The following is a 22,969-nucleotide window of genomic DNA, read 5'->3' on the forward strand; positions in this document are numbered from 1 at the left end:
CATAGGCTGGCTCGCCCGCACTGACTTCCACCCCGGAACCGGATCCGAGTCTCGGGAGGGAGATCACGAGCAGCAGGCCGAACGCGTGGCAGCGCCGATAGGCTCTGTCGTCTGAGTTGCCGGGAGACACCCAGGCGTGCCGCCATGGCGGATGGGGTGGGATTCGAACCCACGGTAGGCTTGCACCTACGGCGGTTTTCAAGACCGCTGCCTTAAACCACTCGGCCACCCATCCAGCACGGAGAACGCAGATGCAGCGCCGGGCAGGGCCGGGTCAAGCCCAGCCCTGTGATAAGCCCAACCGCATCAGACATCTGCGGGCGCTTTTTTCACAAGCGCCGACAAGACGGCGGTTTGCCCCGTGACGAACGCAGATTCCTGCGACGTAGAGGTCTACCTGGGTCATTGCCATGCTGCCGCATGTTTCGTGGCACTGGCCGCAGCGCGCCTTCGCGCGCGGCCCGCCGCGCGGGCCGCAGGTCGGGGCCTCATGCCAGGCAGGCAGGATGCATCCTCCAGGCCCGCCAGCCAGGGGGACCGGCGGGCTGGCCGGAGCGCGCCCTGCGAGGCCGCCCTGGCGAGGCAGGTTTTATTCGCCCGCCAGCCGCGCCGCCATCATCGGCGCGCCCAGCCGCATCAGCCCGTTCACATCCGCGGCCTTGTCGAGCCCGATCACCGCGTCAGCCAGTTGCGTCGCCCGCTCCTGGCCCAGCACGGCATCGGCCAGGCCGTGGAACTTGGCGCGCAGCTCGGCCTCGGTCAGGAAATTCTCGGGCTCGCCCTTCGCCACCTTCACCAGCTTCACGAAGGTCTGGCCACGCGCCTTCACCGTCAGCTTGCCGGCCATGTAGGTGGGGAAAAGGGCCTGGATCTCCGGGTCCTCGACGCACTCGACCTTCGGCAGCAGGCTGCGGACCGCCGGGTCATGCAGCAGGGCATAGCTGTCCCAGCCCATATGGCCATGGGCGAGGCCGCAGCTCACCACGAAGGGTCCGCTGAACTGGCCATCCACCACGTTCTGCGGGTTCTGCTTGTAGGCCAGCGGCGCACCGACCAGCAGCATGCCCTTGTTGGGCAGGCCCATGGTGACGCTCTCGATCTCCTCCGGCTTCAAGCCAAGCTCGGCGCGCAGGGCAATGGCGGCATCCACCCCGGCATGGCCGTAGCGGCAGGAGGGGTAGGGCTTCACCGCCGTCTGCATCAGTTCGAACTCGGTGCCGAGGCCCTGCAGGGCGCGCTCCGGCGTCGGGTTCGGCGCATAGGCGCGGAGGAAGCCGGCCCTGCCCTCGAAGGCCTCGGCGGCGCCGCGGAAGCCCTGGCGGGCCAGCGTCGCGGCGGCGAGACCGTTCATCGCGCTCCAGCCCACCTGGAAGCGCTTGGTCCAGGCGCCGTTGGCCAGGAATTGCAGGGACCCGGCCGCCTGGGAGAGGGCGATGCCGAAGGCATCCTCCATCCCCTTCGCATCCAGGCCGAAAACCCGCGCGGCGGCGGCCGCCGCGCCAAAGGCGCCGCAGGTCGCGGTCGGGTGGTAGCCGCGATCGTAATGGTCGCCGCCGGGCAGGGCCAGCGCCAGACGGCAGGTCACCTCATAGCCGGCGACTATGGCGGAGAGGACCGTGCGGCCGGAGGCGCCCACCATCTCGGCCGCCGCCAGCGCCGCCGGGATCACCGGCGCGCCGGGATGCAGCGTGCCGGCGGCATGGGTGTCGTCGAAATCGAGGGAGTGGGCGAGGGCGCCGTTCAGCAGCGCCGCGCCGGCCGGGGTGTAGCGCGCCGAATCACCCAGCACGGCGGAGCCGCCGGCGGCGAGGCCAAGGGCGCGGACCGCCTCCAGCAGGGCCGGCGTGCTCTCGGCGTCATGCCGGCCGCGGACGATGTTCCCGACCAGGTCAAGCACGAGGAAGCGCGTGCGCTCCTGCACCTCGGCCGGCAGCGCGGCAAAGTCGAGCGTGGCGCAGTATTGGGCGAGGGTGGCGGTGACGGCAGCCATGGACGTCCTCCAGGAACTTTCGGCGATCCTAGGCGGGCAGGGACCCGCGGCCAAGCCACACCCGCCATCCGCCCGGCTGGGTGTGGATTGAATACTGTTGCCCATGTTTCTCGCGTTGCGGTAGCCCGGCGCGCATGGCACCTCTCCATCCCATGTTCCCACGGCGTCAGCTCCTCGGCGGAGTCGCTTCCCTCGCCGCCTGCCCCGCCCTTGCCCAGGGCGGCATGGCCGGCAGCTTCGAATCCTTCCTTGAGGGGGTTCGCGCCGATGCGCGTCGCGCCGGCGTCTCGCCCGCTACGCTGTCGCGGGCCTTCAGCGGCTTGCAGCCGAACCAGCGTGTCATCGAACTGGACCGGCGCCAGGCCGAAGGCGTCCTGACCTGGGAGGAGTACCGCGACCGCATCATGGTCAACCCGACGCGGGTGGCGAATGGCCAGCGGAACTATGCGGAGAACCGCGCCCTGCTCGGCGCCATCGAGACACGCTACCGCGTCTCGCCGCGGGTCGTCGTGGCGATCTGGGGCGTCGAGACCAATTTCGGCGGCAATACCGGCGGCTTCTCCGTCATCGAGGCCCTCGCCACCCTCGCCTGGGAAGGCCGGCGCGCCGAGTTCTTCCGCAAGGAACTGCTGGCGGCGCTCCGGGTGCTGGATGGCGGCCATATCTCGCCTGCCCGCATGACGGGAAGCTGGGCCGGGGCAATGGGCCAGCCGCAATTCATGCCGAGCAATTTCGAGCGCATGGCGGTGGATTTCGATGGCGATGGCCGCCGGGACATCTGGGACAGCCGGGCCGACGCGCTCGCCTCCATTGCCCACTATTTCCAGAAGCATGGCTGGCGGGAGGGCGAGCCCTGGGGCCGCGCGGTGCGCCCGCCGCCCGGCTTCACGCTGGACGGGGCCGATACCGACAGCGTCCGCAGCCTGCGGGACTGGGGCCGGCTCGGCTTCCGTTCGGAGGATGGCAGCCCGCTGCCCGGCTCGGAACTCGAGGCCCGGCTGGTGCTGCCGAATCGTGGCTCCGGCCAGGTCTTCCTTGGCCACCACAATCTCCGGGTCATCCGTCGCTACAACAGCCCGGTGAATTACGGCCTCGCCGTCGGCCTGCTCTCCGACCGCATCGGATGAGGCGCCTCGCCGCGCGCCATCCGGCGCGGCACGGAAGCGGGCGCCCGGCGAGCGGTGCCGGATGCATGGGGCGCCCGCTGCTCCTCGTCGCCACGCTCGCCCTGGCGGCGCTGCCGGGCTGCACGCCCGTGCCCACGGAACGGTCCGAGCCGCGCTACATGCTGGGCGAGCCCTACAGCCTCGGCGGGCTCTGGTCCTATCCGAAGGAGGAGTTCGGTCGCAGCGAGACCGGCCTCGCCGCCGTGCTGCCGGACCGCCGCCCCGGCCGTCGCACCGCCAATGGCGAGATCTTCGACCCCGGCCTGCTGATGGGGGCCCACCGTACCCTGCAACTGCCGGCCATCGTCACGGTCTGGAACCTGGAGACCGGCCACGAGATCCGGCTGCGGCTGAACGACCGGGGACCGGAGCAGCCGGGCCGCGTCATCGGCCTATCCGCCCGCGCCGCCGCGCTGCTCGGCATCCCGCCGGGTGGCACGGCGCAGGTCCGGGTTTCGGTGGAGGACGGGCCGAGCCGCGCGCTCGCCCGCGCCCTGCCGAGCAGCGAGCGCCTGGCCCCGCAGATCGAGGCGGCGCCGCTTGCCGCGGTCGAGCGCGAGACGCTCGCCCCGCTGCCCGGCGCCCGCCAGGTGGAGCGGGTGCGGGAGGCAGCGCGCGGCCCGGCTATCCCCGCGGCGCCCCAGGCCGTGGCGGAACTGCCGCCCGATCCGCTGCCCGAGCAGGTCCGGCAGCGCGAGGCGCAGCCGGGGCGCCTGCTGGTGGAGGTCGGCAATTTCTTCCGGCGTGACCTGGCACAGCGGCAGGCGGCGCAACTCGGCGGCCTCGGTGCCCGCATCGAGGCCTTCGGCAGCGGCCGCCAGCCGCAGTACCGTGTCCGGCTCGGGCCCTTTCCGGATGTCGCCGCGGCGGACCGGGCGGTTGCCGCGGTGCTGGCCGCCGGCCTGCCGGAGGTTAAGCTTCTGGTCGAGTAATCCGCGCCAAATGCTTGAGCGGCGGCAGCCTGACAGCGTATGCGATGCCGCGAAGCCCGCAGGAGTCTGATCCCGCCATGAGTTCCCGCGCCGAAGCCGAAGGCGCTACCCGCCGCGCCGTCCTCCTGCCCGCGGCGGCGCTGGCCGCCGGTGCCCTGCCACTGCCCGCGCTCGCCCAGCAGCGGCCGCCCGCCGGTGCCCGTCCGCCCGCGGCCGGCCGCACGCCCGCACCGCCGCCCGGCGCGCCCGCCACCACGCCACTCGGGCCGGTGGACACCATCGCCCGGCAGGCGCTGATCGTCGATTTCGACACGGATGCCGTGTTGCTGGAGAAGAACGCCGACGAGCGCATGCCGCCCTCCTCCATGTCGAAGCTGATGACGATGTATGTCGTCTTCGACATGATGAAGAAGGGCCGGCTGCAGCCGGAGCAGGGGCTGCCGGTCAGCGAGCGTGCCTGGCGCATGGGCGGCAGCAAGATGTTCGTCCAGATCGGCAATCAGGTCCCGGTCGATGCCCTGGTCCGCGGCGTCATCGTGCAGTCCGGCAATGATGCCTGCATCGTGCTCGCCGAGGCGATCAGCGGCTCCGAGCAGCAGTTTGCCGAGTTGCTGAACCAGGAGGCGAAGCGGATCGGCCTGAAGGACAGCAATTTCCGCAACGCCACCGGCTGGCCGGATCCGGAGCACCGGATGACCTGCCGTGACCTGGCCGTGCTCGCCAAGCGGATCATCCTGGACTTCCCCGAATACTACCGCATCTACAACGAGCGCAGCTTCACCTGGAACAATATCAGCCAGGAGAACCGCAACCCGACCCTCGCCCGCGTCCCCGGCGCGGACGGGCTGAAGACCGGCCATACTGAGGAGGCAGGCTTCGGCCTGACCGCCAGTGCGAGGCGCGGCGAGCGCCGGCTGATCCTGGTCGTCAACGGCCTGCCGACCATGCGGGCCCGGGCGGAGGAGAGCGAGCGGCTGCTCGAATGGGGCTTCCGCGAGTTCGAGAACGTGGTGCTGTTCAAGGCCTCGGATGTGGTGGAGGAGGTGCCGGTGCATCTCGGCAACCGCCGCACCGTGCCGCTGGTCGGCGGCAAGGACATGATCGTGACCCTGCCGCGCAACTGGCGGAACCGGCTGCAGGCGCGCCTGCGCTATGAGGCGCCGATTGCCGCGCCGGTGCTGAAGGGGCAGGAATTGGGCCGGCTGGAGGTCTCGGGCCAGGGCGTGCCGAACCTCTCCCTGCCGCTGCTGGCGGGGGCGGATGTGGAGCGGCTGGGGCTGATCCCGCGCATCCCGGCCGTCATCAACTCCTGGTTCGCGGGCGCCTGAGATGCCGCGCGGCCGCTTCATCACGCTGGAGGGCGGGGAGGGGGCCGGTAAGTCCACCCAGGCCAGACTGCTGAAAAATACCTTGTCCAAGCTACTATCTGGCAGCTTGGCCGCAGATGGCATCCGTGTCCTGCAAACCAGGGAGCCGGGCGGTGCTCCGGGCGCCGAGGCAATCCGCGGCGTGCTCCTCGGCTCTGGCCCCTGGGATGGGATCTCGGAATGCATGCTGCACTTCGCGGCTCGGCGGGAGCATGTGGTGCGGACCATTCGGCCGGCGCTTGAAGCCGGTATTTGGGTTGTCTGCGACCGCTTCGTCGACTCGACCATGGCCTATCAGGTCTTCGGTCAGGGGGTGCCACGTGAGGTTTTCGACTCCCTAGCGAAAATGACGCTGGAGGGGCTGACGCCGGACCTGACCCTGATGCTGGATATCGGTCCAGAGGAAGGACTGACTCGGGCCACGGCGCGCGGCGAGACCAATCGCTACGAGGCGCTGGACCCGGATTTCCATGCACGTGTGCGTGCCGGTTTCCGCGCCATTGCAGCGGCCGAGCCGGCACGTTGCGCGGTGGTGGACGCGACCGCGGCACCGGAAGGGGTGGCGGCGGAGATCCTCCGGATTGTCCGCGCCCGGCTGGCGCCTTGATGCCCGCCGCCCACCCTGCCTCGCCCGCAATGCCGGGCCGTCCGGTCAGGGGATGCCTCCCTTCCGACTCGCTTCCGGCGATGGCGGCGCGGCGGGTATCGGCGCCGTGACCCTCCCGCCCGAACCCCGTGCCAATCCCGATCTGGTCGGCCATGACGATCCGGCCCGCACGCTGGAGGAAGCCGCGCGCGCCGGCCGGTTGCACCATGCCTGGCTGATCGCCGGGCCGCCGGGCGTCGGCAAGGCGACACTCGCCTACCGCTTCGCCCGCTGGTTGCTGGCCGGATTGCCGCCAGCGGTGCCGGGACGCCCGCCACTGGAGGTGGCGGAGACGGATCCGACCTTCCGCCGGGTCGCGGCGGCCGCGCATGCCGACCTCTTCACCCTCGCCCCGAGCCTCGGCGACAAAGGGGGCAAGAAGGAGGTCCTGCGGGCCGACGAGGCCCGCGCCGCGCTCCGCTTCATGGCCATGACCGCGGCCGAGGGCGGCTGGCGCGCGGTGGTGATCGAGAATCTCGAGCAGTCCGAGCGCGAGGTGGTCCAGAACATCCTGCTGAAGACCCTGGAGGAGCCGCCGCCCCGCACCGTGCAGCTGCTGGTGACCAGCGCCCCGGACCGGCTGCTGCCCACCATCCGCAGCCGTTGCCGCCGCCTCGACCTCTTTCCCTTGCCGGATGCCAGCATGGAGTCGCTGCTGGCCCGCTGGCTGCCGGAACTCTCCGGGCCCGACCGTGCCGGCCTCGCCCGCATCGCCGATGGCTGCCCGGGGACGGCGCTGGCGCTGGCGGAAGGCGAGGGGCTGGCCTTGCAGGGCATGGTCGAGGAGGTGCTGGCCGGGCTGCCGAAGCTCGATCCGCGGCGCCTGCATGTCATCGCGGATGGTATCGCCGGGCGGCGCGATGCCCAGGCGCTTTCGATCTTCTTCGCGTTGCTGCGCCGGGCGGTTGCAGCCGGGCTGCGCCAGGCGGGCCGCGGCGGCACTTCCCCCGCCTGGCTGGCCGGGCGTTCGCTTGCCGATTGGGCGACCCTGTGGGACAAGCTCGGCCGACTGGCCGATGAGACCGAGCGACTGAACCTGGACCGCAAGCAGGCGGTCCTGACCGGCCTCTCCTGGCTCTCCGCGCGCTGAAGGATCTATGGTCCGGCCCGGGCGCCGCCGCGCGAGGGCGCCATCGCGCCGGGCCGGCTGAAGGGCAGCTTCATGGCAACCGTCTACCTGACGACCCCCATTTATTACGTGAATGACCGGCCCCATATCGGCCATGCCTATACCTCGCTCGCGACCGACGTTCTGGCGCGCTGGAAGCGGCTGGAGGGGCATGAGGTCTTCTTCCTGACCGGCACCGACGAGCACGGCCAGAAGGTGGAGAAGGCGGCGCAGGATGCCGGGATGGACCCGCAGGCCTTCACCGACCAGGTGAGCGAGCATTTCCGGGACCTGGCCGCGTGGATGGGCTTTTCCAACGACGATTTCATCCGCACCACCGAGCCGCGCCACAAGGCCGCCTGCCAGGCGCTGTGGGAGGAGCTGGTCCGCCGCGACGAGATCTATCTCGGCCATTACGAGGGCTGGTATGCCGTCCGTGACGAGGCCTTCTACGGCGCCGACGAGTTGGTGGAGCGTGACGGGGTGAAATACGCGCCCTCCGGTGCCCCCGTGGCCTGGGTGAAGGAACCTTCCTACTTCTTCCGCCTGTCCAGGTGGCAGGACTGGCTGCTGAAATACTACGAGGAGAACCCGGGCTTCATCGCCCCTTCCTCCCGCCGCAACGAGGTGATCAGCTTCGTGAAGGCTGGCCTGCAGGATCTCTCGATCAGCCGGACCAGCTTCAAGTGGGGCGTGCCGGTCCCGAACGACCCGCAGCATGTCATGTATGTCTGGCTGGATGCGTTGACCAACTACATCACCTCCGCCGGCTATCCCGACACCCAGGCGCCGCGCTGGAAATTCTGGCCGGCGGATGTGCATTTCGTCGGCAAGGACATCGTCCGCTTCCATGCCATCTACTGGCCGGCCTTCCTGGCCGCGGCCGGCATCACCCCGCCGAAGCGGGTCTTCGCCCATGGCTGGTGGACCAACGAGGGGCAGAAGATCTCGAAATCCCTTGGCAACGTCATCGATCCGCTGAAGCTGGTGGAAGAATTCGGCCTCGACCCCGTCCGCTACTTCCTGTTGCGGGAGGTGCCCTTCGGCAATGACGGCGACTTCCAGCGCAAGGCCCTGATTGGGCGGCTGAACGGGGAACTGGCGGATGCGCTGGGCAACCTCGCCAACCGCACGCTCTCGCTGATCCAGCGCAACTGCGGCGGCGCATTGCCGGCGCCGGCCGAGGCCGGGGAGGGCGATGCCGAGCTGCTCGGCGCCATTGCGGCGCTGCCGCGCCGGGTCGCGGCGCATCTCGACGCCCAGGAATTCCACCTGGCGCTGGAGGCCATCATGGCCGAGGTCCGCGCCGCCAATGGCTATATCACCGTCCAGCAGCCCTGGGCGCTGAAGAAGACCGACCCGGTGCGCATGGCGGCCGTGCTGCGCCATCTGCACTCGGCGCTGCGGGTCTTCGCCACCCTCCTGCAGCCCTTCATGCCGGCGACCATGGCGGCGATGCTGGACCAGCTCGGCGTGCCGGAGCAGGCGAGGGGGCTCAGCGCCCTTTCGGCCCCGCTGCCCGAGGGTACGGCCCTGCCGCCGCCCGCGCCGCTCTTCCGCAAGATCGAGGATGCCGCGTAAGTCCCATGCTGATCGATAGCCATTGCCATCTCGATTATTACGTCGAGGCGGAGATCGAGGACATCGTGGCACGCGCCCGTGCGGCGGGCGTCGGCCGCATGGTCACCATCGGCACCCGCGTGCAGCAGGCAGCCGCCGTGAAGGCGCTGGCCGGGCGCTTCCCGGATGTCTGGGGTACGGTCGGCGTCCACCCCCACAATGCCGGGGAGGAGGAGGGGATGCCGACGGTCGAGGAGATCGCGGCACTGGCCGACCACCGGAAGGTCATCGGCATCGGCGAGGCCGGGCTCGACTATTTCTACGACAAGGCCCCGCGCGAGGCGCAGCAGGAGGGCTTTCGCCGTCACATCCGCGCGGCGCGACTCACCGGCCTGCCGCTGGCGATCCATGCGCGGCAGGCGGATGAGGACATCCTGGCCATCCTGCAGGAGGAGCGCGAGTCGGGCGGGTCCTATGACTTCCTGCTGCATTGCTTCTCCTCCGGCGCGGAGCTTGCAAGGCAGGCGGTCGCCATGGGCGGCTATGTCTCCTTCTCCGGTATCCTGACCTTCCCGAAATCACCCGAGATCCGGGCAGTGGCGGCGGAACTCCCGGCCGATCGGATCCTGGTCGAGACCGACAGCCCGTATCTCGCGCCGGTGCCGCTGCGCGGGAAACGCTGCGAGCCGGGCTATGTGACCCATACGGCCAGGGTGCTGGCCGAGACCCGCGGTGTCAGCCAGGCGGAGATCGAGGCCACCACCACCGAGAACTTCTTCCGCCTGTTCAAGAAGGCCGCGTGAGCACGCTGCGCGTCACCCTGCTCGGCTGCGGCGGCTCGGGTGGCGTGCCGCTGCTGGGCGGCCGGGATGGGGGCGGGGAGTGGGGTGATTGCGACCCGGCCGAGCCCCGCAACCGCCGGACCCGGACCTCGGCCATGATCGAGGGCCCGGGTGGCGGCCGGCTGCTGATCGATGCCGGGCCCGACCTGCGGCAGCAGATGCTGGCCTGCCGGATCGGCAGCTTCGACGCGGTGCTCTTCACCCATCCGCATGCCGACCACATCCTGGGCATCGACGACATCCGCCAGGTGAACCGCATCCTCGGCCGGGCGGTGGATGCCTGGGGCACCAGGACCACGCTGCAGAAGCTGGACGAGCGCTTCGACTACGCCTTCATCGGGCCAACGGAGTTCTTCTTTCGTCCTGCGCTTGAGCCGCGGCGTATTGCATACGGAGAACAATTCGAGACCGCCGGCATGACGGTGGAGGTCTTCCGCCAGGACCATGGCGTGATGGACAGCCTCGGTGTCCGGGTCGGGCGCTTTGCGTATTCGACGGATGTGGTCGGGCTGCCGGAGGAAAGTCTGGCGGCGCTGGACGGCCTGGATACCTGGGTGGTCGGCTGCTTCCAGCACCGGCCACACAAGGTGCATGCCAATCTCGAGCAGGTCCTGGACTGGGTGGGGCGGCTGAAGCCGCGGCGGACGGTGCTGACCCATATGGGGCCGGCCATGGATTATCAGAGGCTACTGCGGGAGCTGCCGCCAGGTATCGAGCCGGGCTTCGACGGCATGGTGCTGGAAGTGCCGCTGGGCTGAGCGCCGCCAGTGGACAATCCGGTCCCCAGCCTTATCCCCAGGCTTTTATTTTCCATAATATATCTTATGCGGCAACTTCATGCTGGGGATAAGGGCGGTATGACGCGCGCAAGAGCTTGTACGAGCGCCTGATGCAGCCCGCCTGCCCACTCCCGGATTGTGCTGAGCCCCCCACAGACTCCCTGTACCCTGCCTACCCCGGATGGCTGCCAGGGTCCATGGACACTGCATGGGCTGAGGTGCCGGCGCCACTATGGTGATGCAGGCAAACCACAGTCGGGTCACCAGCGGCCGCTGCGCCGATCGCTCGCCGGCGGGCTGCAAGAGCCAGTTCCCAAGACGTGCTGTCGGCGCGACCGGGACCTGACGGCCTCGGCAGCATGCTCTTGCGGTCGATGTGAAGGTGATTTGCCCAGTACGGGCAGCGGCACTGCCGCGAGGGCGAGCCTCCGCGGGGACCTCCCCCTTGCTCCTGACCCGCATTGCCGCGCAGGGAGCCTTCAGAAACCCTGGGAGTACGCCATGCCCACCGATTCCCCCGCCCTGCGCCCGGAGTCCTCGCCCCCCGGTGCCGCGCTTCTCCGGCTGCTCGCCACCATGGCCCGGTTGCGGGACCCGGTCGGCGGCTGCCCCTGGGACCAGGTGCAGAGCTTCGCCACCATCGCGCCCTACACCATCGAGGAAGCCTATGAGGTGGCGGACGCTATCCGCCGGGGCGACCGGGCCGCGCTGCTGGATGAGCTGGGCGATCTGCTGTTTCAGGTTGTCTATCACGCCCGGATGGCCGAGGAGGAAGGAAGCTTTTCCTTCGCCGACGTGGCGGATTTTATTCACAGGAAAATGGTCCTTCGCCATCCCCATGTGTTTGGCGGCGCAACGGCGCGCTCGGCGGAGGAGCAGACCGGTGCCTGGGAGGCACAGAAGGCTACCGAGCGGGCGGCCCGGACCGAGACCGGCACGCTCGCCGGGATTCCGTCCGGACTCCCTGCCCTCACCCGCGCCAACAAGCTGGCGCGGCGCGCCGCCCAGGTCGGCTTCGACTGGCCGGACGCCGGAGCGGTGCTGGACAAGCTGGAGGAAGAGGCAGCCGAGTTGCGGGCCGAGTTGCCGGCGGCCGACCCGGCGCGGCTGGCCGATGAGGTCGGCGACCTGTTCTTCGTGCTTGCCAATCTGGCGCGCAAGCTGGATCTCGACCCGGAGGAATGCCTGCGCGCCGCGAATGCCAAGTTCGAGCGCCGCTTCAATGGCGTGGAGCATCGCCTCGCGGCCCGCGGTCTCAGTCCTGCCGATGCCGGGCTGGAGGCGATGGAGACGGAATGGCAGGCCGTGAAGGCCGCCGAGGCATCCGGAAGCTGAGCGACCGGCAGGCGGTCCGGCCGCAAGGGGGGGCGATTGGGCTTGCGCCAACGGCCCCGATCACTGGCCCCTGCAGCACCGGGCGCCAATCTGAGGCCTGCCGCCAATGCGGCGTTCTTGCCCGGATGCGGTCACGCATCCCGGCCATTGGTGGGAAGTCCAACCGGCTCCCCTGTGGCAGCTTGCCGCCGCACTCCGTAAAGCCATTTACAATCCGCCCTGGAGTGCGGCTGGACATCGTTTTTCTTGTGTTAGGAACTGGAAAATATTTACTACCGATGTGAATATTTTTCCTGCTCGATGCCCCTTATCGGCTGGAGCGGCGGAGAGCTGGAACAAACAGATCACAAGACATGAACACGAGCGGCGGCGATCGTGGCTGGCGCGAGTTGCGGCGCCTTGCGTTCAGAACGGGCGGCGATCGACTCTGCGCTGCCCACCCATTGCTGCGCCGCGCAGCAGCAGCCACGGCCGCTGGGGGCCGACGGTCAGCGCCAATCGTAGCCGGCTTGGAAGACCGGCATGCGGCCCGGCTCGAACCGGAAGCCGGCGGCCGTCACCTTCGCTCGCGGCACATGGGCCACCCGCTCCTCATGCCCGGGGCCAGCACCGCATCGGCATGGAGATCCGGCCGGATCGGGCGCCGCTCTTGCGTGGCCGGAGCGGTGCGCTCACCATCCGGAGGGGAGAGACGCGGCACCGACCAGCCAAGGATGCGGAAGATGCGCCGGCCCCGGCCTTCCCTGGCGAACGATCCGGGGATGGCCGGCCTGCGTCCTTCCGCTGCAAGGACCCTGCTGCAAGGACCCTGCCATCATGCCTGCGCATCACGATATCCCCGCCACGCCCGAGATGATGGTCTGGGGCACGCTCGATGCCCGCACCCCGCCGGTGCTGACCATCGACTCCGGCGACATCGTCACCATCGCCTCCATCCCGGCCGGAGGCAGGGCCTGCTTTCCCGCCGACCCGGCACTGGTGCCCCAGGAGTTCCGGGCGGCGGTCGATCGGATGCAGCAGGGGCCGGGGGCGCATTTCGTCAACCGTCCGGTCTTCGTCCGCGGCGCCGAACGCGGCGATACGCTGCAGGTGGACATCCTCTCGGCCGAACCGACCATGGATTGGGGCTTCGTCTCCATCATGCCGCTGCTCGGCACGCTGCCGGAGGAGTTCACGGATTACGAGACCATCCACCCGAAGATCGACCGGGCGCGTGGCACCTGCCTGCTGCCCTGGGGGACGGAGCTGCCTCTTGATCCCTTCTTCGGGGTGATCGGCACGGCGCCCCCGCCGGAATGGGGGCGCTGCTCCACCAATATTCCGCGCGCCTTCGGCGGCAACATGGACAACAAGGAGCTGAAGCCAGGCACCCGGCTCTATCTTCCGGTCTTCAATCCGGGCGCGCTCTTCTATGCCGGAGACGGCCATGGCGTGCAGGGGGACGGCGAGGTCTGCATCACCGCGCTCGAGACCGGGCTCAAGGGCAGCTTCCGGCTGACCGTCCGCAAGGACATCCAGTTGAGGATGCCCTTCGCCGAGACCGAGACGCACCTGATGTCCATCGGTCTCGATGAGGACCTGGACGATGCCGCGAAGCAGGCGGTGCGCGAGATGGTGCGGGAGATCTGCGTGCGCACTAATCTCTCGCGCAACCAGGCCTATATGCTCTGCTCCCTGGCCGGCGATCTGCGGATCACCCAGACCGTGGATGGGAACAAGGGCGTGCACATGCTGCTCGCGAAGCAGCACCTGTAGTGCAGGACCAGGAGCACGGCGGCGCCAGGCCTCGGGACCGGGCCACGCGCCGGGATCTCCGGCGACGGGCTGTGACGCCGGTGCCGGATGGCGGGTCCGGGGGCGCGGCGACAGCCGCCCAGCTCCGGCCGCCGGGGCAGGCTGGACAGCGCGGGCGGCGCGGTGCCGCCCTACTCCGCCAACAGCGCGGCGCGCAGCGCCTCCCAGCTCGTCCGGTCGGGCGCCACGATCATCCCGCCGCCGGTGACCAGCGGCCCGTAGGCACTGCCGTCGAACCGCGCCGCATAGCCGCCGGCCTCCCGGTGCAGCAGCCAGCCCGGCGCATGGTCCCAGGGCATCAGCCGGTTGTAGAGCAGCGCATGGGCATGACCGCCCGCCACCAGCCGGTACTCATGCGCGGCACAGCGGAAGCCGACCACGGCCCGCAGCCGGGAGAGGCGCGTCGTGACCTGGCTCCGCAGCGGCTCCGCGAGGTAGGACCAGCTGATCGAGCCCACCATCTGCTCCACCGGCACCGGCGCCGCGACCCGCAGATCGTGCCGGTGGCCATCCGGCGCCTCGATCCAGGCGCCCTCCCCGCGCAGCGCGACCGCGGTGTCGTCGCCGAGCGGGTCGTGTATCCAGGCGGCCACGATCTCGCCCCGGACGATGGCGGCGGCCATGGTCCCGAAGAGCGGCAGCCCGGCCGCGAAATTGGCGGTGCCGTCCACCGGATCGACCACGAAGGCGAGTTCCGCCCCGGCGAGCCGCCCCAGCAGCGCAGGATCGGCCGCCGTGCCCTCCTCCCCCACCACGAGGCAGCCCGGGAAGCGAGCCGCGAGTCCGGCCTCGATCACCCGCTCGGCCGCCTCGTCGGCATCCGTGACGAGGTCGAGCGGCCCGGTCTTGGTCCGCACCTCGCCCTGCGCGAGCCGCCGGAAGCGCGGCAGGATCTCAGCCCGCGCTGCCTCCCGCAGGAGGGCGGCCACATCGGCCAGCGCCCGGTGGTCCAGCCTCATGCCTTGGCACTCCAGGGGCGGCGCGGGGTCACGCCGGCGGTTGCTCGAAGCGCGCCCGGTCGGCCGGGCTCAGGCGGACGGTGACCCGCACATCCCCTTCCCCGTCATCGCGCGCCAGCACCTCGCCATGGCGGTAGAGCCAGGCGAGCCGGGCGCCGTCCGAGGCGGGGATGGCGTAGTCGACCGTCTCCATCCCGGCGGCGAGCCGCGCATCGAGGGCGGCTCGCAGATCGTCCAGCCCCTCTCCCGTGAGCGCCGAGACGGCGAGCGCCGAGCCGGCATCGCTGCCGCCGAGACCGGGCACCGCACCGATGCCGCCGAGCAGGTCGGCCTTGTTCAGCACCTCCACCACCCGGCCTTCCCAACCCTCGTCCAGGGCGGCATTCGGGCCGGTCGCCATCTCGGTCAGCACGCGGAGCACATCGGCGCGCTGCGCGGCGGTATCCGGGTGGGAGACGTCGCGCACATGCAGGATGATGTCGGCGGCCGCCACCTCCTCGAGCGTCGCCCGGAAGGCCTCGACCAGCTGGGTCGGCAGGTCGGAGATGAAGCCGACGGTGTCCGACAGGATGGCGCGCCGGCCGGAGGGCAGGCGGATGCCGCGCATGGTCGGGTCGAGGGTCGCGAAGAGCTGGTCCTGGGCATAGACGCCGGCGCCGGTCAGGGCGTTGAACAGCGTTGACTTGCCCGCATTGGTGTAGCCGACCAGGGCGATCACCGGATAGGGCACCCGCTCCCGCGCGCGGCGGTGCAGGCCGCGGGTCCGGCGCACCTGCTCCAGCTCCTTCTTCAGCTTCACCATCCGCTCGCCGATCAGGCGGCGGTCGATCTCGATCTGGGATTCACCGGGGCCGCCGAGGAAGCCGAAGCCGCCCCGCTGCCGCTCGAGATGGGTCCAGGACCGCACGAGGCGGGTGCGCTGGTAGTCCAGATGGGCAAGCTCGACCTGCAACGCGCCTTCCTTGGTGCGGGCGCGCTCGCCGAAGATCTCCAGGATCAGGCCGGTGCGGTCGATGACCTTGCAGCGCCATTCCCGTTCCAGGTTGCGCTGCTGCACGGGCGTGAGGGCGGCATCCACCACGGCGAGGCCGACGCGGTGCGCGGCGATCGCCTCCCCGGCGGCCTGCACCTGGCCCTCGCCCAGCAGGGTGCTGGGGCGGCGCTCGCGCAGCGGGAAGATCGCCTGGTGTACGATGGTCACGCCGATGCTGGCGGCCAGGCCCACAGCCTCTGCCAGCCGCGCCTCGGCGGCGCGCGGCGCACCTTCGGCCGCGCCGGGGGCGGCGCGACCGGGCCGGTCATAGGGCAGGATGACCGCGGCGCGGGTCGGCCCCTGGTCGGAACCGTCCCCGCGGTCATTGGCCGGCGAGGGCAGGCCGAGCTCAGTTCGATCCGACAGGGTTGACCTCGCGGGCCATGGTCAGCGTCGTCCCTTCGGTCCGGACGGCCGCGCCCTCGCGCGGCGCGCTGGCATCGAAGAGCTGGATCGGCGCGCCCGGCATGACGGTGCTGATCGCGTGCTTGTAGACGAGCTGCGTATGCCCGTCCCGCCGCAGCAGAACGGAGAAATTATCAAACCAGGTGATGATGCCCTGCAGCTTGACACCATTGACGAGGAAGATCGTCACGGGGGTCTTGCTCTTGCGAACGTGGTTCAGGAACACGTCCTGTACGTTCTGGGACTTCTCGGCGGCCACGGCGCGGTCCTTCTTGTTCTTGGCAGCCACTCAATGCGGCGTGCCGGGGCTGGTGTCGCCCACGGAGCAGGCGGGGGCAACATCCGATACCGAGGCCCGGCTTGCAAGGGATGGTTGAGCCTCAAATGCAGAATTTTGCTGCGATGCAGCAATGCGGTTTTGGCAGAGGAGAAGCAGGCGGACGGGGCAGCATGGATGTATGGCGGCAAGGTCGCTGCCCGGCCATGGGGAACCGTCGCAAGCCCCTGCGCCGCCGGACGGCAGAGGCCCCGAGCGTCACGGCCGGGCCGGCACGCCGGGATCGGCCGGCATCGATCATGCAGCGCAGCGGGCCGATGGCTGCGGCTGCCTGGCCGGGCGCGGCAACTCTCAGCCGCCCCGGAACCAGGCGGCAAGCGCCGTCCCATCGGCGAAGGCATGGTCCGGCGCGGCATTGGCGACGCCGCCGTCATGCGCGGCATTGCCCAGCAGCACGGCCGTGCAGCCCGCCACCCGCGCCGCCTGCATGTCGAGCGCGGTATCGCCGACATACCAGATCTCCGGCCCCGACTGCTGCCCCAGCGCGTCGAGCGCCATCCGGAAGGGGGCCGGGTCCGGCTTGTCCGCCACCGCGTCGCCGGCACCGAGCAGGGCACGGAAATGACCGGCCCAGCCGAGATGCGCCGCCTCCGCCCGCAGCAGCGGGCCCTGCTTGTTGCTGATGACGCCCTGCGGCAGGCCGGCGGCCGAGACCGCCTCGATCGCCGCCGCGGCACCGGGCATCGGAGTCAGCACCGCCAGGTGCCGGGCGCGGACCTCGGCATAGAAGGTGTCGCGCGCCTGCTCCCAGGCCGGGCCGAACATCTCCGGGAAGGTTTCGCGCAGCGAACGGCGGACGCGGGCCTTCACCTCCTCCAGCGTCCATTCCGGCAGGCCATGGGCACGGAAGGCGGCGTTCAGCCCGGCGGCGATCGCCGCCCAGCCATCGACCAGCGTGTTGTCCCAGTCCCAGAGGACGGCCTTGGGGCGGGGAAGGGTCACGCCGCGTTCCTCAGATCGCCCTTCACGTGCCGGGCGAAGATGTCGAAGAGGCGGCGCACGACCGGGCCCACCGTCCCGTCCCCGACCGGCTTTCCGTCGATTCTCGTGATCGGCTTCACGAAGGAGGTCGCCGAGGTGATGAAGGCCTCGCGCGCGCGCCGCATCTCCTCGAGCGAGAAGTCCCGCTCCTCGAAGGCGATGCCGGCTTCGCTGAGCTCCGCCATCAGCGCGCCGCGGGTGCAGCCGGGCAGGATGACATGGTCGAGGTGGCGGGTGCGGATCACGCCGTGCTCGTCCACGATCCAGAAGGTGGTGGCGGCGCCTTCCGTGACCATGCCGGTGGCCTCGTCATAGAGAATGGCCTCGATCGCCCCCTGCTCCCGCGCCGCCTGGCGGGCGAGGCAGTTGGGCAGCAGGTTCACGCTCTTGATGTCCCGCCGCGCCCAGCGGAGGTCCAGCAGGGTGATGCAGGCGGCCGCCCACCTGTCCACATCCGTCGGGTAGGACGGGATGCGCTTGACGGTGACGACCAGCGCCGGGGGCACGGACTTGGCCGGGAAGGCGTGGTCCCGCCGTGCCACCCCGCGCGTGACCTGCATGTAGAGCAGCCCCTCCGTGACGCGGTTGCGCCGCGCGACCTCGGCCAGCACGTGCCGCAGCGCCGCGCGGGTCATCGGCATGGGCAGGCGGATCTCCCGCAGGCTGCGCTCCAGCCGGTCGAGATGGCGGTCCTCATCGATGAAGCGGCCGTTGTAGAGATGCACGACCTCGTAGATGCCGTCGCCGAACTGGTAGCCGCGGTCCTCGATATTCACTTCGGCCAGGCGCTGATCGACATAGCGGCCGTTCACATAGGCGATGCGCGACATGGGTCCCCGGGAGCCTGTGAGTCGGGGCGGACATTCGCCGGGTTTGCGGCGGAAGGGAAGCGGGTTGAACCTTTCAGGAACAGGACCCAGCCCCTGCGAGGGGGCGCCCTCCAGCATCACCGCCCCGGCCGGCCCGATCCGTCACGGCCCCCTGCCCGCCCCCCGCCCGATCATTAGTCGGGACGCTGGTGCAAGCAGGCCCCGTCCCGCCGCAGCCCTGCGGCCCGCCCCCTATGGCCGCATCCCATGGGCCCGCAGGCCCGGCTCCAGCACCCGTTCCGCCAGCCCGGCGAATTCGCAGAGCAAGCGCCGGGTCTGCCGCGGGTCGATGATCTCCTCCACCCAGAAGGCCTCGGCCGTCCGCAGCGGGCTCCGCAACTGCTGCAAGCGCGCCTCGATCTCCGCCAGCTTCGCCTGCGGGTCCTCGGCGGCGTCGATCTCGGCGCGGTAGGCTGCCTCGATCCCCCCCTCGAGCGGCAGGCTGCCCCAGCGCGCGCTCGGCCAGGCATAGCGGACGGAGTAGCGGCTGGCCGGCTGGTGCACCACGCCGGCCACGCCGAAGGCGTTCCGGAGGATGACGGTGCACCAGGGCACGGTGGACTGGTTCACCGCCGCCATGGCGCGCACGCCCCAGCGGATGGTCGCGCGTTGTTCCGCCTCCAGCCCGATCATGAAGCCGGGGCAGTCCATCAGGTAGACCACCGGCAGGTGGAAGGTCTCGGCCAGATCGACGAAGCGGACCACCTTGGCGCAGGCATCCGCCGTCCAGGACCCGGCATAGAACATCGGGTCGCCCGCCAGCACCGCGACGGGCCGACCGCTGAGGCGTGCGAGGCAGGTGATGACGGAGCGGCCGAAATACCGCCCCACCTCGAAGACCGAGCCGCGGTCCATCAGCCCCTCGATGATCGGGCGCATCCGGTAGGGTTTTCGCAGATCACGCGGGATGACCGACAACCAGGACTCATCAGACCTGTTCGGATCATCCTTGCACGGCAGGCGCTGGGGCAATTCCCAGACATTCCCCGGCAGGTAGGAGAGGAAGCGCCGTGCCGCGGCGAAGGCCTCCTCCTCCGTCTCCACCGCATGGTCCACCGCGCCGCTCCTGGTCTGGATCTCCCAACCGCCGAGTTCCGCCTTGGACAGGTTGTTGCCGAGCGCGTTCACCACCGGGGGACCTGCGACGAACATCGCCGAGGTCTCCTTGGTCATCACCGAGAAATGCGTCGCCGCCAGCCGCGCCGCGCCGAGCCCGGCGACCGAGCCGAGGCCGAGGCCAACCACCGGCACGCGCGAGAGGTTGTCGCCGGTATGGTGGTAGAGCCAGGTGCCCCCGACGCCGCCCGGCAGGTTGGCGCGGCCCGTCGTCTCGATGGTCTTGACCGAGCCGCCACCACCAGAGCCCTCGATGATGCGGATGATCGGCAGCCGGAGGTCGGCCGCCATCCGCTCCGCCATGATCGGCTTCTCGCGGATGGTGGCATCGGCGCTGCCGCCGCGCACGGTGAAGTCGTCGCCGACGATCACCACCGGCCTTCCATCCACCAGGCCGCGCCCCATGACGCAATTGGAGGGGGTGAAGCCCGCCAGCCGGCCATCCGGCCCGTACTCCCCCTTCCCCGCGATCGCCCCCACCTCATGGAAGGTTCCGGGGTCGAGCATCGCCCCGATCCGCTCCCGCACCGTCAGCCGGCCGCCCTCATGCTGGCGCCGCACCTTGTCGGGCCCGCCCATCGCCTCCGCCATGGCCTGCCGGCGGGCGAGTTCCTCCAGTTCGGGCTGCCAGCTCATCCGTTCCTCTCCCTATCGCTTGGAAGGCATTCCAGCATGGGGGCAGGCGGGGCGGTAGCCGGGCGCCGCCCGGGCGCCTATCTTCCAGCCAACCCGATGGAGGAACCCATGCCCGAACCGACCATGGCCGCCCCCGAAGCCTGCATCGTTGGCTGGGCCCATAGCCCCTTCGGCAAGTCCGAGGAGCCGGACCTGGAGGGCCTGCTGGCCAGGGTCGGCCGCGCCGCCATCGAGGATGCCGGCATCTCTCCCGCCGAGATCGATGCCGGCTTCGTCGGCGTCTTCGGTGAGGGCTTCACCAACCAGGGCTTCCCGAGTTCGCTGGTCCTGCAGAGCGTGCCGGAACTGCGCTTCAAGCCCATCACCCGCTTCGAGAATGCCTGCGCCACCGGCACCGCCGCGATCCATGGTGCGCTGGATTTCCTCGCGGCAAAGCGGGGCCGCTTCGCCCTGGTGCTGGGCGCCGAGAAGATGACGGCGACGCCCGGCGCCCAGATCGGCGAGATCCTGCTGAACGCCAGCTACCGCAAGACCGAGCAGGACATCCAGGGCGGCTTCGCCGGCGTCTTCGCCCGCATCGCCGAGAGCTACTTCCAGCGCCATGGCGACCAGTCCGATGCGCTGGCCGCCATCGCCGCCAAGAATCACAAGAACGGCGTCGACAATCCCTGGGCGCAGATGCGCAAGGACCTGGGCTTCGCCTTCTGCCGCGCCGAGAGCGAGAAGAACCCCTTCGTCGCCCCGCCGCTGAAGCGCACGGACTGCTCCCTCGTCTCGGATGGCGCCGCTGCCCTGGTGCTGACCGATGCCGAGACGGCGAGGACCATGCAGAAGGCCGTGCGCTTCCGCGCCGCGGTGCAGGTGAACGACTTCCTGCCCATCGCCTCCCGCGACATCACCAGATTCGAGGGTCCGCGCGAGGCCTGGAAACGGGCGCTCGACCAGGCCGGCCTGAAGGACGTCACGGACCTCTCCTTCGTCGAGACGCATGACTGCTTCACCATCGCCGAGTTGATCGAATACGAGGCGATGGGCCTGACTCCGGAAGGCCAGGGCGCCCGCGCGGTGCTGGAAGGCTGGACCGCCGCGGATGGCAGGCTGCCGGTCAACCGCTCCGGCGGGCTGAAATCCAAGGGCCATCCGATCGGGGCGACGGGAATTTCCATGCATGTGCTGACGGCCATGCAGCTCACCGGCACCGCCGGGGCCATGCAGCTGCCGAAGGCGGATATCGGGGGCATCTTCAACATGGGTGGGGCGGCGGTCGCCAACTACGTCTCGGTCCTGGAGCGCGCGTGACAGCCGGGGAAGGCGAAGCCTTTCCGGGCCGCCGGCGGCAGTGCCGCCAACCCGCCAGGGGCCGAAGGGCCCCTGGAACCCCCGGGTCTGGCCGATGAGCGACACCGTCCTCTGGGTCTATGTGACGGCGGCCGATGCCGAGGAAGCGCGCCGGATCGGCCGCGCCCTGGTCGAGGAGCACCTCGCCGCCTGCGTCAACATCCTGCCGGGCCATACGGCCATCTACCGGTGGGAAGGTAGGGTGGAGGAATCGGCGGAAGCCGCCTTCATCGCCAAGACCACCGCGACCCGATTCGAGGCGCTGCGGGCGCGCATCCGCAGCCTGCACAGCTACGAACTGCCGGCCATCGTCGCCTTGCCGGCGGCGGATGGCGATCCCGAATTCCTGGACTGGGTGCGGGCGCAGTCCGGGACATCGACCTGACGCTGCCGCATCGGCGCTGGCAGGGTCTCAGGGCCTGATCCCGTTCCGCCTGCGGCGCGGCATGTGCCGCGGACCGCATGCGCGGCCCCAGCCGCCGATGGCGGCTGCAGGTCAGGACTGACGCCGGTCGGTGTGAGACCTTCCGGACATGGCCGGAGGGGCAAGGGCGTTCACGCCGGCCCGCGATCGTCTCTAGCCGGGCAGCATCACCATAGCCGCTGCCTGCGCCGCGATCCCCTCCCCCCGGCCGGTGAAGCCCAGCCGCTCGGTCGTCGTCGCCTTCACGCCGACCCGCCCCGGCTCCACGCCGAGCAGTTCTGCAAGCCTCGCCTGCATCGCCTCGCGGTGCGGCCCGATCTTGGGCCGCTCGCAGAGCAGCGTGACATCGGCATTGGCCAGCACCCCGCCGCGCACCGCGATCCGCTCCGCGGCGTGGCGCAGGAACTGCGCACTGTCCGCTCCCTTCCACCGCATCTCGGAGGGCGGGAACCACCGCCCGATATCGCCTTCCGCCAGGGCGCCGTAGATGGCGTCGCACAGCGCATGGATGCCGACATCGGCATCCGAATGGCCCTCCAGCCCGAACTCGCAGGGAATGGTCACGCCGCACAGCACCATGGGCCGACCGGCCTCGATGCGGTGCACGTCGAAGCCGGTGCCGATGCGCGGCAGCATGCGGGTCATGAGCTGCGCCTCCACGCGCGCCAGGTCCTCGGGGAAGGTGATCTTCACATTGGTCTCGGCGCCGGGGACCAGTGCCACGGCCTCGCCGGTGCGCTCCAGCAACTGGGCGTCGTCGGTCGCCTCTTCGGCCGCGGCCCGGTGGGCGGCGAGCAGGGCCGGAAACCGGAAGGCCTGTGGCGTCTGGGCGCGGTAGAGGCCGGCGCGCGGCACCGTCTCCAGGATGCGGCCGGCCTCGCCGCGCTTCAGCGTATCCGCGACCGGCTGGGCGGGGATGGCGCCCGGGCAGCGCTCCAGCGCCGCGAGCAGCGCCGGGATGGTGCCGCGGGGGATGACGGGGCGGGCGGCATCATGCACCAGCACCACCGCGGGTGGCGGGGCCTGGCGTGCCAGCGCCTCCAGCCCGGCGCGCACGCTGTCCTGGCGCGTCTCCCCGCCCGGGACGGGCGGCAGCGCCGGCAGCCCCTCAAGGATGGCGGCGACGCGTGCCGCCTCGCCTGCGGCGCAGACGGGCTGGATCAGCGTGACGCCCTCCTCGGCCAGCAGCGACTCGGCCGCGTGCCGCAGCACCGGCCGGCCGAGGAGGGACAGGTACTGTTTCGGCTGGTCGGCCCCGAACCGGGTGCCCCGGCCGGCGGCCATCAGGAGAGCGGCGATCGTCATCGCGGCGGACCCTAGCCCGCGATCGCGCCGGCTGGAACTCGCCCGGC

The 22,969-nt window shown here is 70.4% G+C and carries 20 protein-coding genes and 1 tRNA gene; 12 read left to right on the forward strand and 9 right to left on the reverse strand.

Features of this window, described 5'->3' with window-relative positions; all coding sequences use genetic code 11:
* Positions 1-145 precede the first annotated feature (145 nt).
* Both LHA35_RS07885 and LHA35_RS07890 read right to left on the reverse strand, forming a co-directional pair.
* Positions 146-235 (reverse strand) — tRNA-Ser (locus LHA35_RS07885).
* 354 nt (positions 236-589) lie between these two features.
* Positions 590-1,990, reverse strand: coding sequence for an MmgE/PrpD family protein (locus LHA35_RS07890; protein ID WP_226606695.1), 1,401 nt, complete (start codon positions 1,988-1,990; stop codon positions 590-592).
* 152 nt (positions 1,991-2,142) lie between these two features.
* Here LHA35_RS07890 and LHA35_RS07895 point away from each other — a divergent pair, with 152 nt between their 5' ends.
* The 10 genes from LHA35_RS07895 to LHA35_RS07940 all read left to right on the forward strand — a co-directional run bounded on the left by LHA35_RS07895 (position 2,143) and on the right by LHA35_RS07940 (position 13,480).
* Positions 2,143-3,117: a lytic murein transglycosylase gene (locus LHA35_RS07895; protein WP_226606698.1), complete on the forward strand. Its 975-nt coding sequence runs from the start codon at positions 2,143-2,145 to the stop codon at positions 3,115-3,117.
* Positions 3,118-3,182: 65 nt separating this feature from the next.
* Complete coding sequence (locus LHA35_RS07900) at positions 3,183-4,088, forward strand: septal ring lytic transglycosylase RlpA family protein (RefSeq protein ID WP_226606701.1); 906 nt, start codon at positions 3,183-3,185, stop codon at positions 4,086-4,088.
* Positions 4,089-4,165: 77 nt separating this feature from the next.
* Positions 4,166-5,416, forward strand: a complete 1,251-nt coding sequence (locus tag LHA35_RS07905) for a D-alanyl-D-alanine carboxypeptidase family protein (protein WP_226606704.1) — start codon at positions 4,166-4,168, stop codon at positions 5,414-5,416.
* Between the two features lies 1 nt (position 5,417).
* Positions 5,418-6,062, forward strand: coding sequence for a dTMP kinase (tmk, locus tag LHA35_RS07910; protein WP_226606707.1), 645 nt, complete (start codon positions 5,418-5,420; stop codon positions 6,060-6,062).
* A 52-nt stretch (positions 6,063-6,114) separates the two neighbouring features.
* A complete protein-coding gene (locus tag LHA35_RS07915; RefSeq protein WP_226606709.1) occupies positions 6,115-7,191 on the forward strand; it encodes a DNA polymerase III subunit delta' in 1,077 nt (358 codons plus the stop codon).
* 72 nt (positions 7,192-7,263) lie between these two features.
* On the forward strand, positions 7,264-8,790 hold the full coding sequence (gene metG / locus LHA35_RS07920; RefSeq protein WP_226606713.1) for a methionine--tRNA ligase: 1,527 nt from the start codon (positions 7,264-7,266) through the stop codon (positions 8,788-8,790).
* Positions 8,791-8,795: 5 nt separating this feature from the next.
* Positions 8,796-9,572, forward strand: coding sequence for a TatD family hydrolase (locus tag LHA35_RS07925; RefSeq protein WP_226606715.1), 777 nt, complete (start codon positions 8,796-8,798; stop codon positions 9,570-9,572).
* A gap of 5 nt (positions 9,573-9,577) precedes the next feature.
* Entirely contained in the window at positions 9,578-10,369 is a 792-nt protein-coding gene (locus tag LHA35_RS07930) for an MBL fold metallo-hydrolase (protein WP_226606865.1), read from the forward strand.
* Between the two features lie 522 nt (positions 10,370-10,891).
* Complete coding sequence (gene mazG / locus LHA35_RS07935; RefSeq protein WP_226606717.1) at positions 10,892-11,725, forward strand: nucleoside triphosphate pyrophosphohydrolase; 834 nt, start codon at positions 10,892-10,894, stop codon at positions 11,723-11,725.
* 816 nt (positions 11,726-12,541) lie between these two features.
* Positions 12,542-13,480 carry an acetamidase/formamidase family protein gene (locus LHA35_RS07940; RefSeq protein ID WP_226606719.1) on the forward strand — a complete coding sequence of 313 codons (939 nt, stop codon included), beginning with the start codon at positions 12,542-12,544 and terminating at the stop codon, positions 13,478-13,480.
* Between the two features lie 170 nt (positions 13,481-13,650).
* On the opposite strand, the gene LHA35_RS07945 is transcribed toward LHA35_RS07940, so the two are convergent.
* From LHA35_RS07945 to LHA35_RS07970, 6 genes are all read right to left on the reverse strand, one after another.
* Entirely contained in the window at positions 13,651-14,478 is an 828-nt protein-coding gene (locus LHA35_RS07945; RefSeq protein ID WP_226606721.1) for an inositol monophosphatase family protein, read from the reverse strand.
* Between the two features lie 28 nt (positions 14,479-14,506).
* A complete protein-coding gene (hflX, locus tag LHA35_RS07950) occupies positions 14,507-15,853 on the reverse strand; it encodes a GTPase HflX (protein ID WP_226606869.1) in 1,347 nt (448 codons plus the stop codon).
* A gap of 7 nt (positions 15,854-15,860) precedes the next feature.
* The gene (gene hfq, locus LHA35_RS07955; RefSeq protein ID WP_226606872.1) at positions 15,861-16,175 is read right to left on the reverse strand and encodes an RNA chaperone Hfq; all 315 of its coding nucleotides are present in this window, start codon (positions 16,173-16,175) and stop codon (positions 15,861-15,863) included.
* Positions 16,176-16,544: 369 nt separating this feature from the next.
* Positions 16,545-17,195 carry an HAD family hydrolase gene (locus LHA35_RS07960; RefSeq protein ID WP_226606723.1) on the reverse strand — a complete coding sequence of 217 codons (651 nt, stop codon included), beginning with the start codon at positions 17,193-17,195 and terminating at the stop codon, positions 16,545-16,547.
* Positions 17,192-18,064: a D-amino-acid transaminase gene (locus tag LHA35_RS07965; protein ID WP_226606725.1), complete on the reverse strand. Its 873-nt coding sequence runs from the start codon at positions 18,062-18,064 to the stop codon at positions 17,192-17,194. Before LHA35_RS07965 ends, LHA35_RS07960 begins: the two co-directional genes overlap by 4 nt.
* 231 nt (positions 18,065-18,295) lie before the next feature.
* Positions 18,296-19,855, reverse strand: coding sequence for an acyl-CoA carboxylase subunit beta (locus LHA35_RS07970; protein ID WP_226606727.1), 1,560 nt, complete (start codon positions 19,853-19,855; stop codon positions 18,296-18,298).
* Between the two features lie 108 nt (positions 19,856-19,963).
* Between LHA35_RS07970 and LHA35_RS07975 the strand changes: the two genes are divergently transcribed.
* Both LHA35_RS07975 and cutA read left to right on the forward strand, forming a co-directional pair.
* Positions 19,964-21,154 (forward strand): acetyl-CoA acetyltransferase, encoded by a 1,191-nt coding sequence (locus tag LHA35_RS07975; RefSeq protein WP_226606730.1) that lies wholly within the window; start codon positions 19,964-19,966, stop codon positions 21,152-21,154.
* Positions 21,155-21,248: 94 nt separating this feature from the next.
* Positions 21,249-21,578 (forward strand): divalent-cation tolerance protein CutA, encoded by a 330-nt coding sequence (cutA, locus tag LHA35_RS07980; protein WP_226606733.1) that lies wholly within the window; start codon positions 21,249-21,251, stop codon positions 21,576-21,578.
* A gap of 192 nt (positions 21,579-21,770) precedes the next feature.
* Here the strand turns inward: cutA and LHA35_RS07985 are convergent, their stop codons facing one another.
* On the reverse strand, positions 21,771-22,922 hold the full coding sequence (locus LHA35_RS07985) for a bifunctional 2-C-methyl-D-erythritol 4-phosphate cytidylyltransferase/2-C-methyl-D-erythritol 2,4-cyclodiphosphate synthase (RefSeq protein WP_226606737.1): 1,152 nt from the start codon (positions 22,920-22,922) through the stop codon (positions 21,771-21,773).
* Positions 22,923-22,969 lie beyond the last annotated feature (47 nt).

Origin of the sequence: Roseicella aerolata (assembly GCF_020523605.1) — a bacterium.
In the GTDB taxonomy this organism is placed as follows: Bacteria; Pseudomonadota; Alphaproteobacteria; order Acetobacterales; family Acetobacteraceae; genus Paracraurococcus; species Paracraurococcus aerolatus.

Excerpts from the sequence above, each read along its gene's own strand:
- LHA35_RS07890 (WP_226606695.1), bottom strand. The coding sequence starts at position 1,990 with ATGGCTGCCGTCACCGCCACCCTCGCCCAATACTGCGCCACGCTCGAC.
- LHA35_RS07895 (WP_226606698.1), top strand. The coding sequence starts at position 2,143 with ATGTTCCCACGGCGTCAGCTCCTCGGCGGAGTCGCTTCCCTCGCCGCC.
- LHA35_RS07900 (WP_226606701.1), top strand. The coding sequence starts at position 3,183 with ATGGGGCGCCCGCTGCTCCTCGTCGCCACGCTCGCCCTGGCGGCGCTG.
- LHA35_RS07905 (WP_226606704.1), top strand. The coding sequence starts at position 4,166 with ATGAGTTCCCGCGCCGAAGCCGAAGGCGCTACCCGCCGCGCCGTCCTC.
- tmk (WP_226606707.1), top strand. The coding sequence starts at position 5,418 with ATGCCGCGCGGCCGCTTCATCACGCTGGAGGGCGGGGAGGGGGCCGGT.
- LHA35_RS07915 (WP_226606709.1), top strand. The coding sequence starts at position 6,115 with ATGCCTCCCTTCCGACTCGCTTCCGGCGATGGCGGCGCGGCGGGTATC.
- metG (WP_226606713.1), top strand. The coding sequence starts at position 7,264 with ATGGCAACCGTCTACCTGACGACCCCCATTTATTACGTGAATGACCGG.
- LHA35_RS07925 (WP_226606715.1), top strand. The coding sequence starts at position 8,796 with ATGCTGATCGATAGCCATTGCCATCTCGATTATTACGTCGAGGCGGAG.
- mazG (WP_226606717.1), top strand. The coding sequence starts at position 10,892 with ATGCCCACCGATTCCCCCGCCCTGCGCCCGGAGTCCTCGCCCCCCGGT.
- LHA35_RS07940 (WP_226606719.1), top strand. The coding sequence starts at position 12,542 with ATGCCTGCGCATCACGATATCCCCGCCACGCCCGAGATGATGGTCTGG.
- LHA35_RS07945 (WP_226606721.1), bottom strand. The coding sequence starts at position 14,478 with ATGAGGCTGGACCACCGGGCGCTGGCCGATGTGGCCGCCCTCCTGCGG.
- LHA35_RS07965 (WP_226606725.1), bottom strand. The coding sequence starts at position 18,064 with ATGTCGCGCATCGCCTATGTGAACGGCCGCTATGTCGATCAGCGCCTG.
- LHA35_RS07970 (WP_226606727.1), bottom strand. The coding sequence starts at position 19,855 with ATGAGCTGGCAGCCCGAACTGGAGGAACTCGCCCGCCGGCAGGCCATG.
- LHA35_RS07975 (WP_226606730.1), top strand. The coding sequence starts at position 19,964 with ATGCCCGAACCGACCATGGCCGCCCCCGAAGCCTGCATCGTTGGCTGG.
- cutA (WP_226606733.1), top strand. The coding sequence starts at position 21,249 with ATGAGCGACACCGTCCTCTGGGTCTATGTGACGGCGGCCGATGCCGAG.
- LHA35_RS07985 (WP_226606737.1), bottom strand. The coding sequence starts at position 22,922 with ATGACGATCGCCGCTCTCCTGATGGCCGCCGGCCGGGGCACCCGGTTC.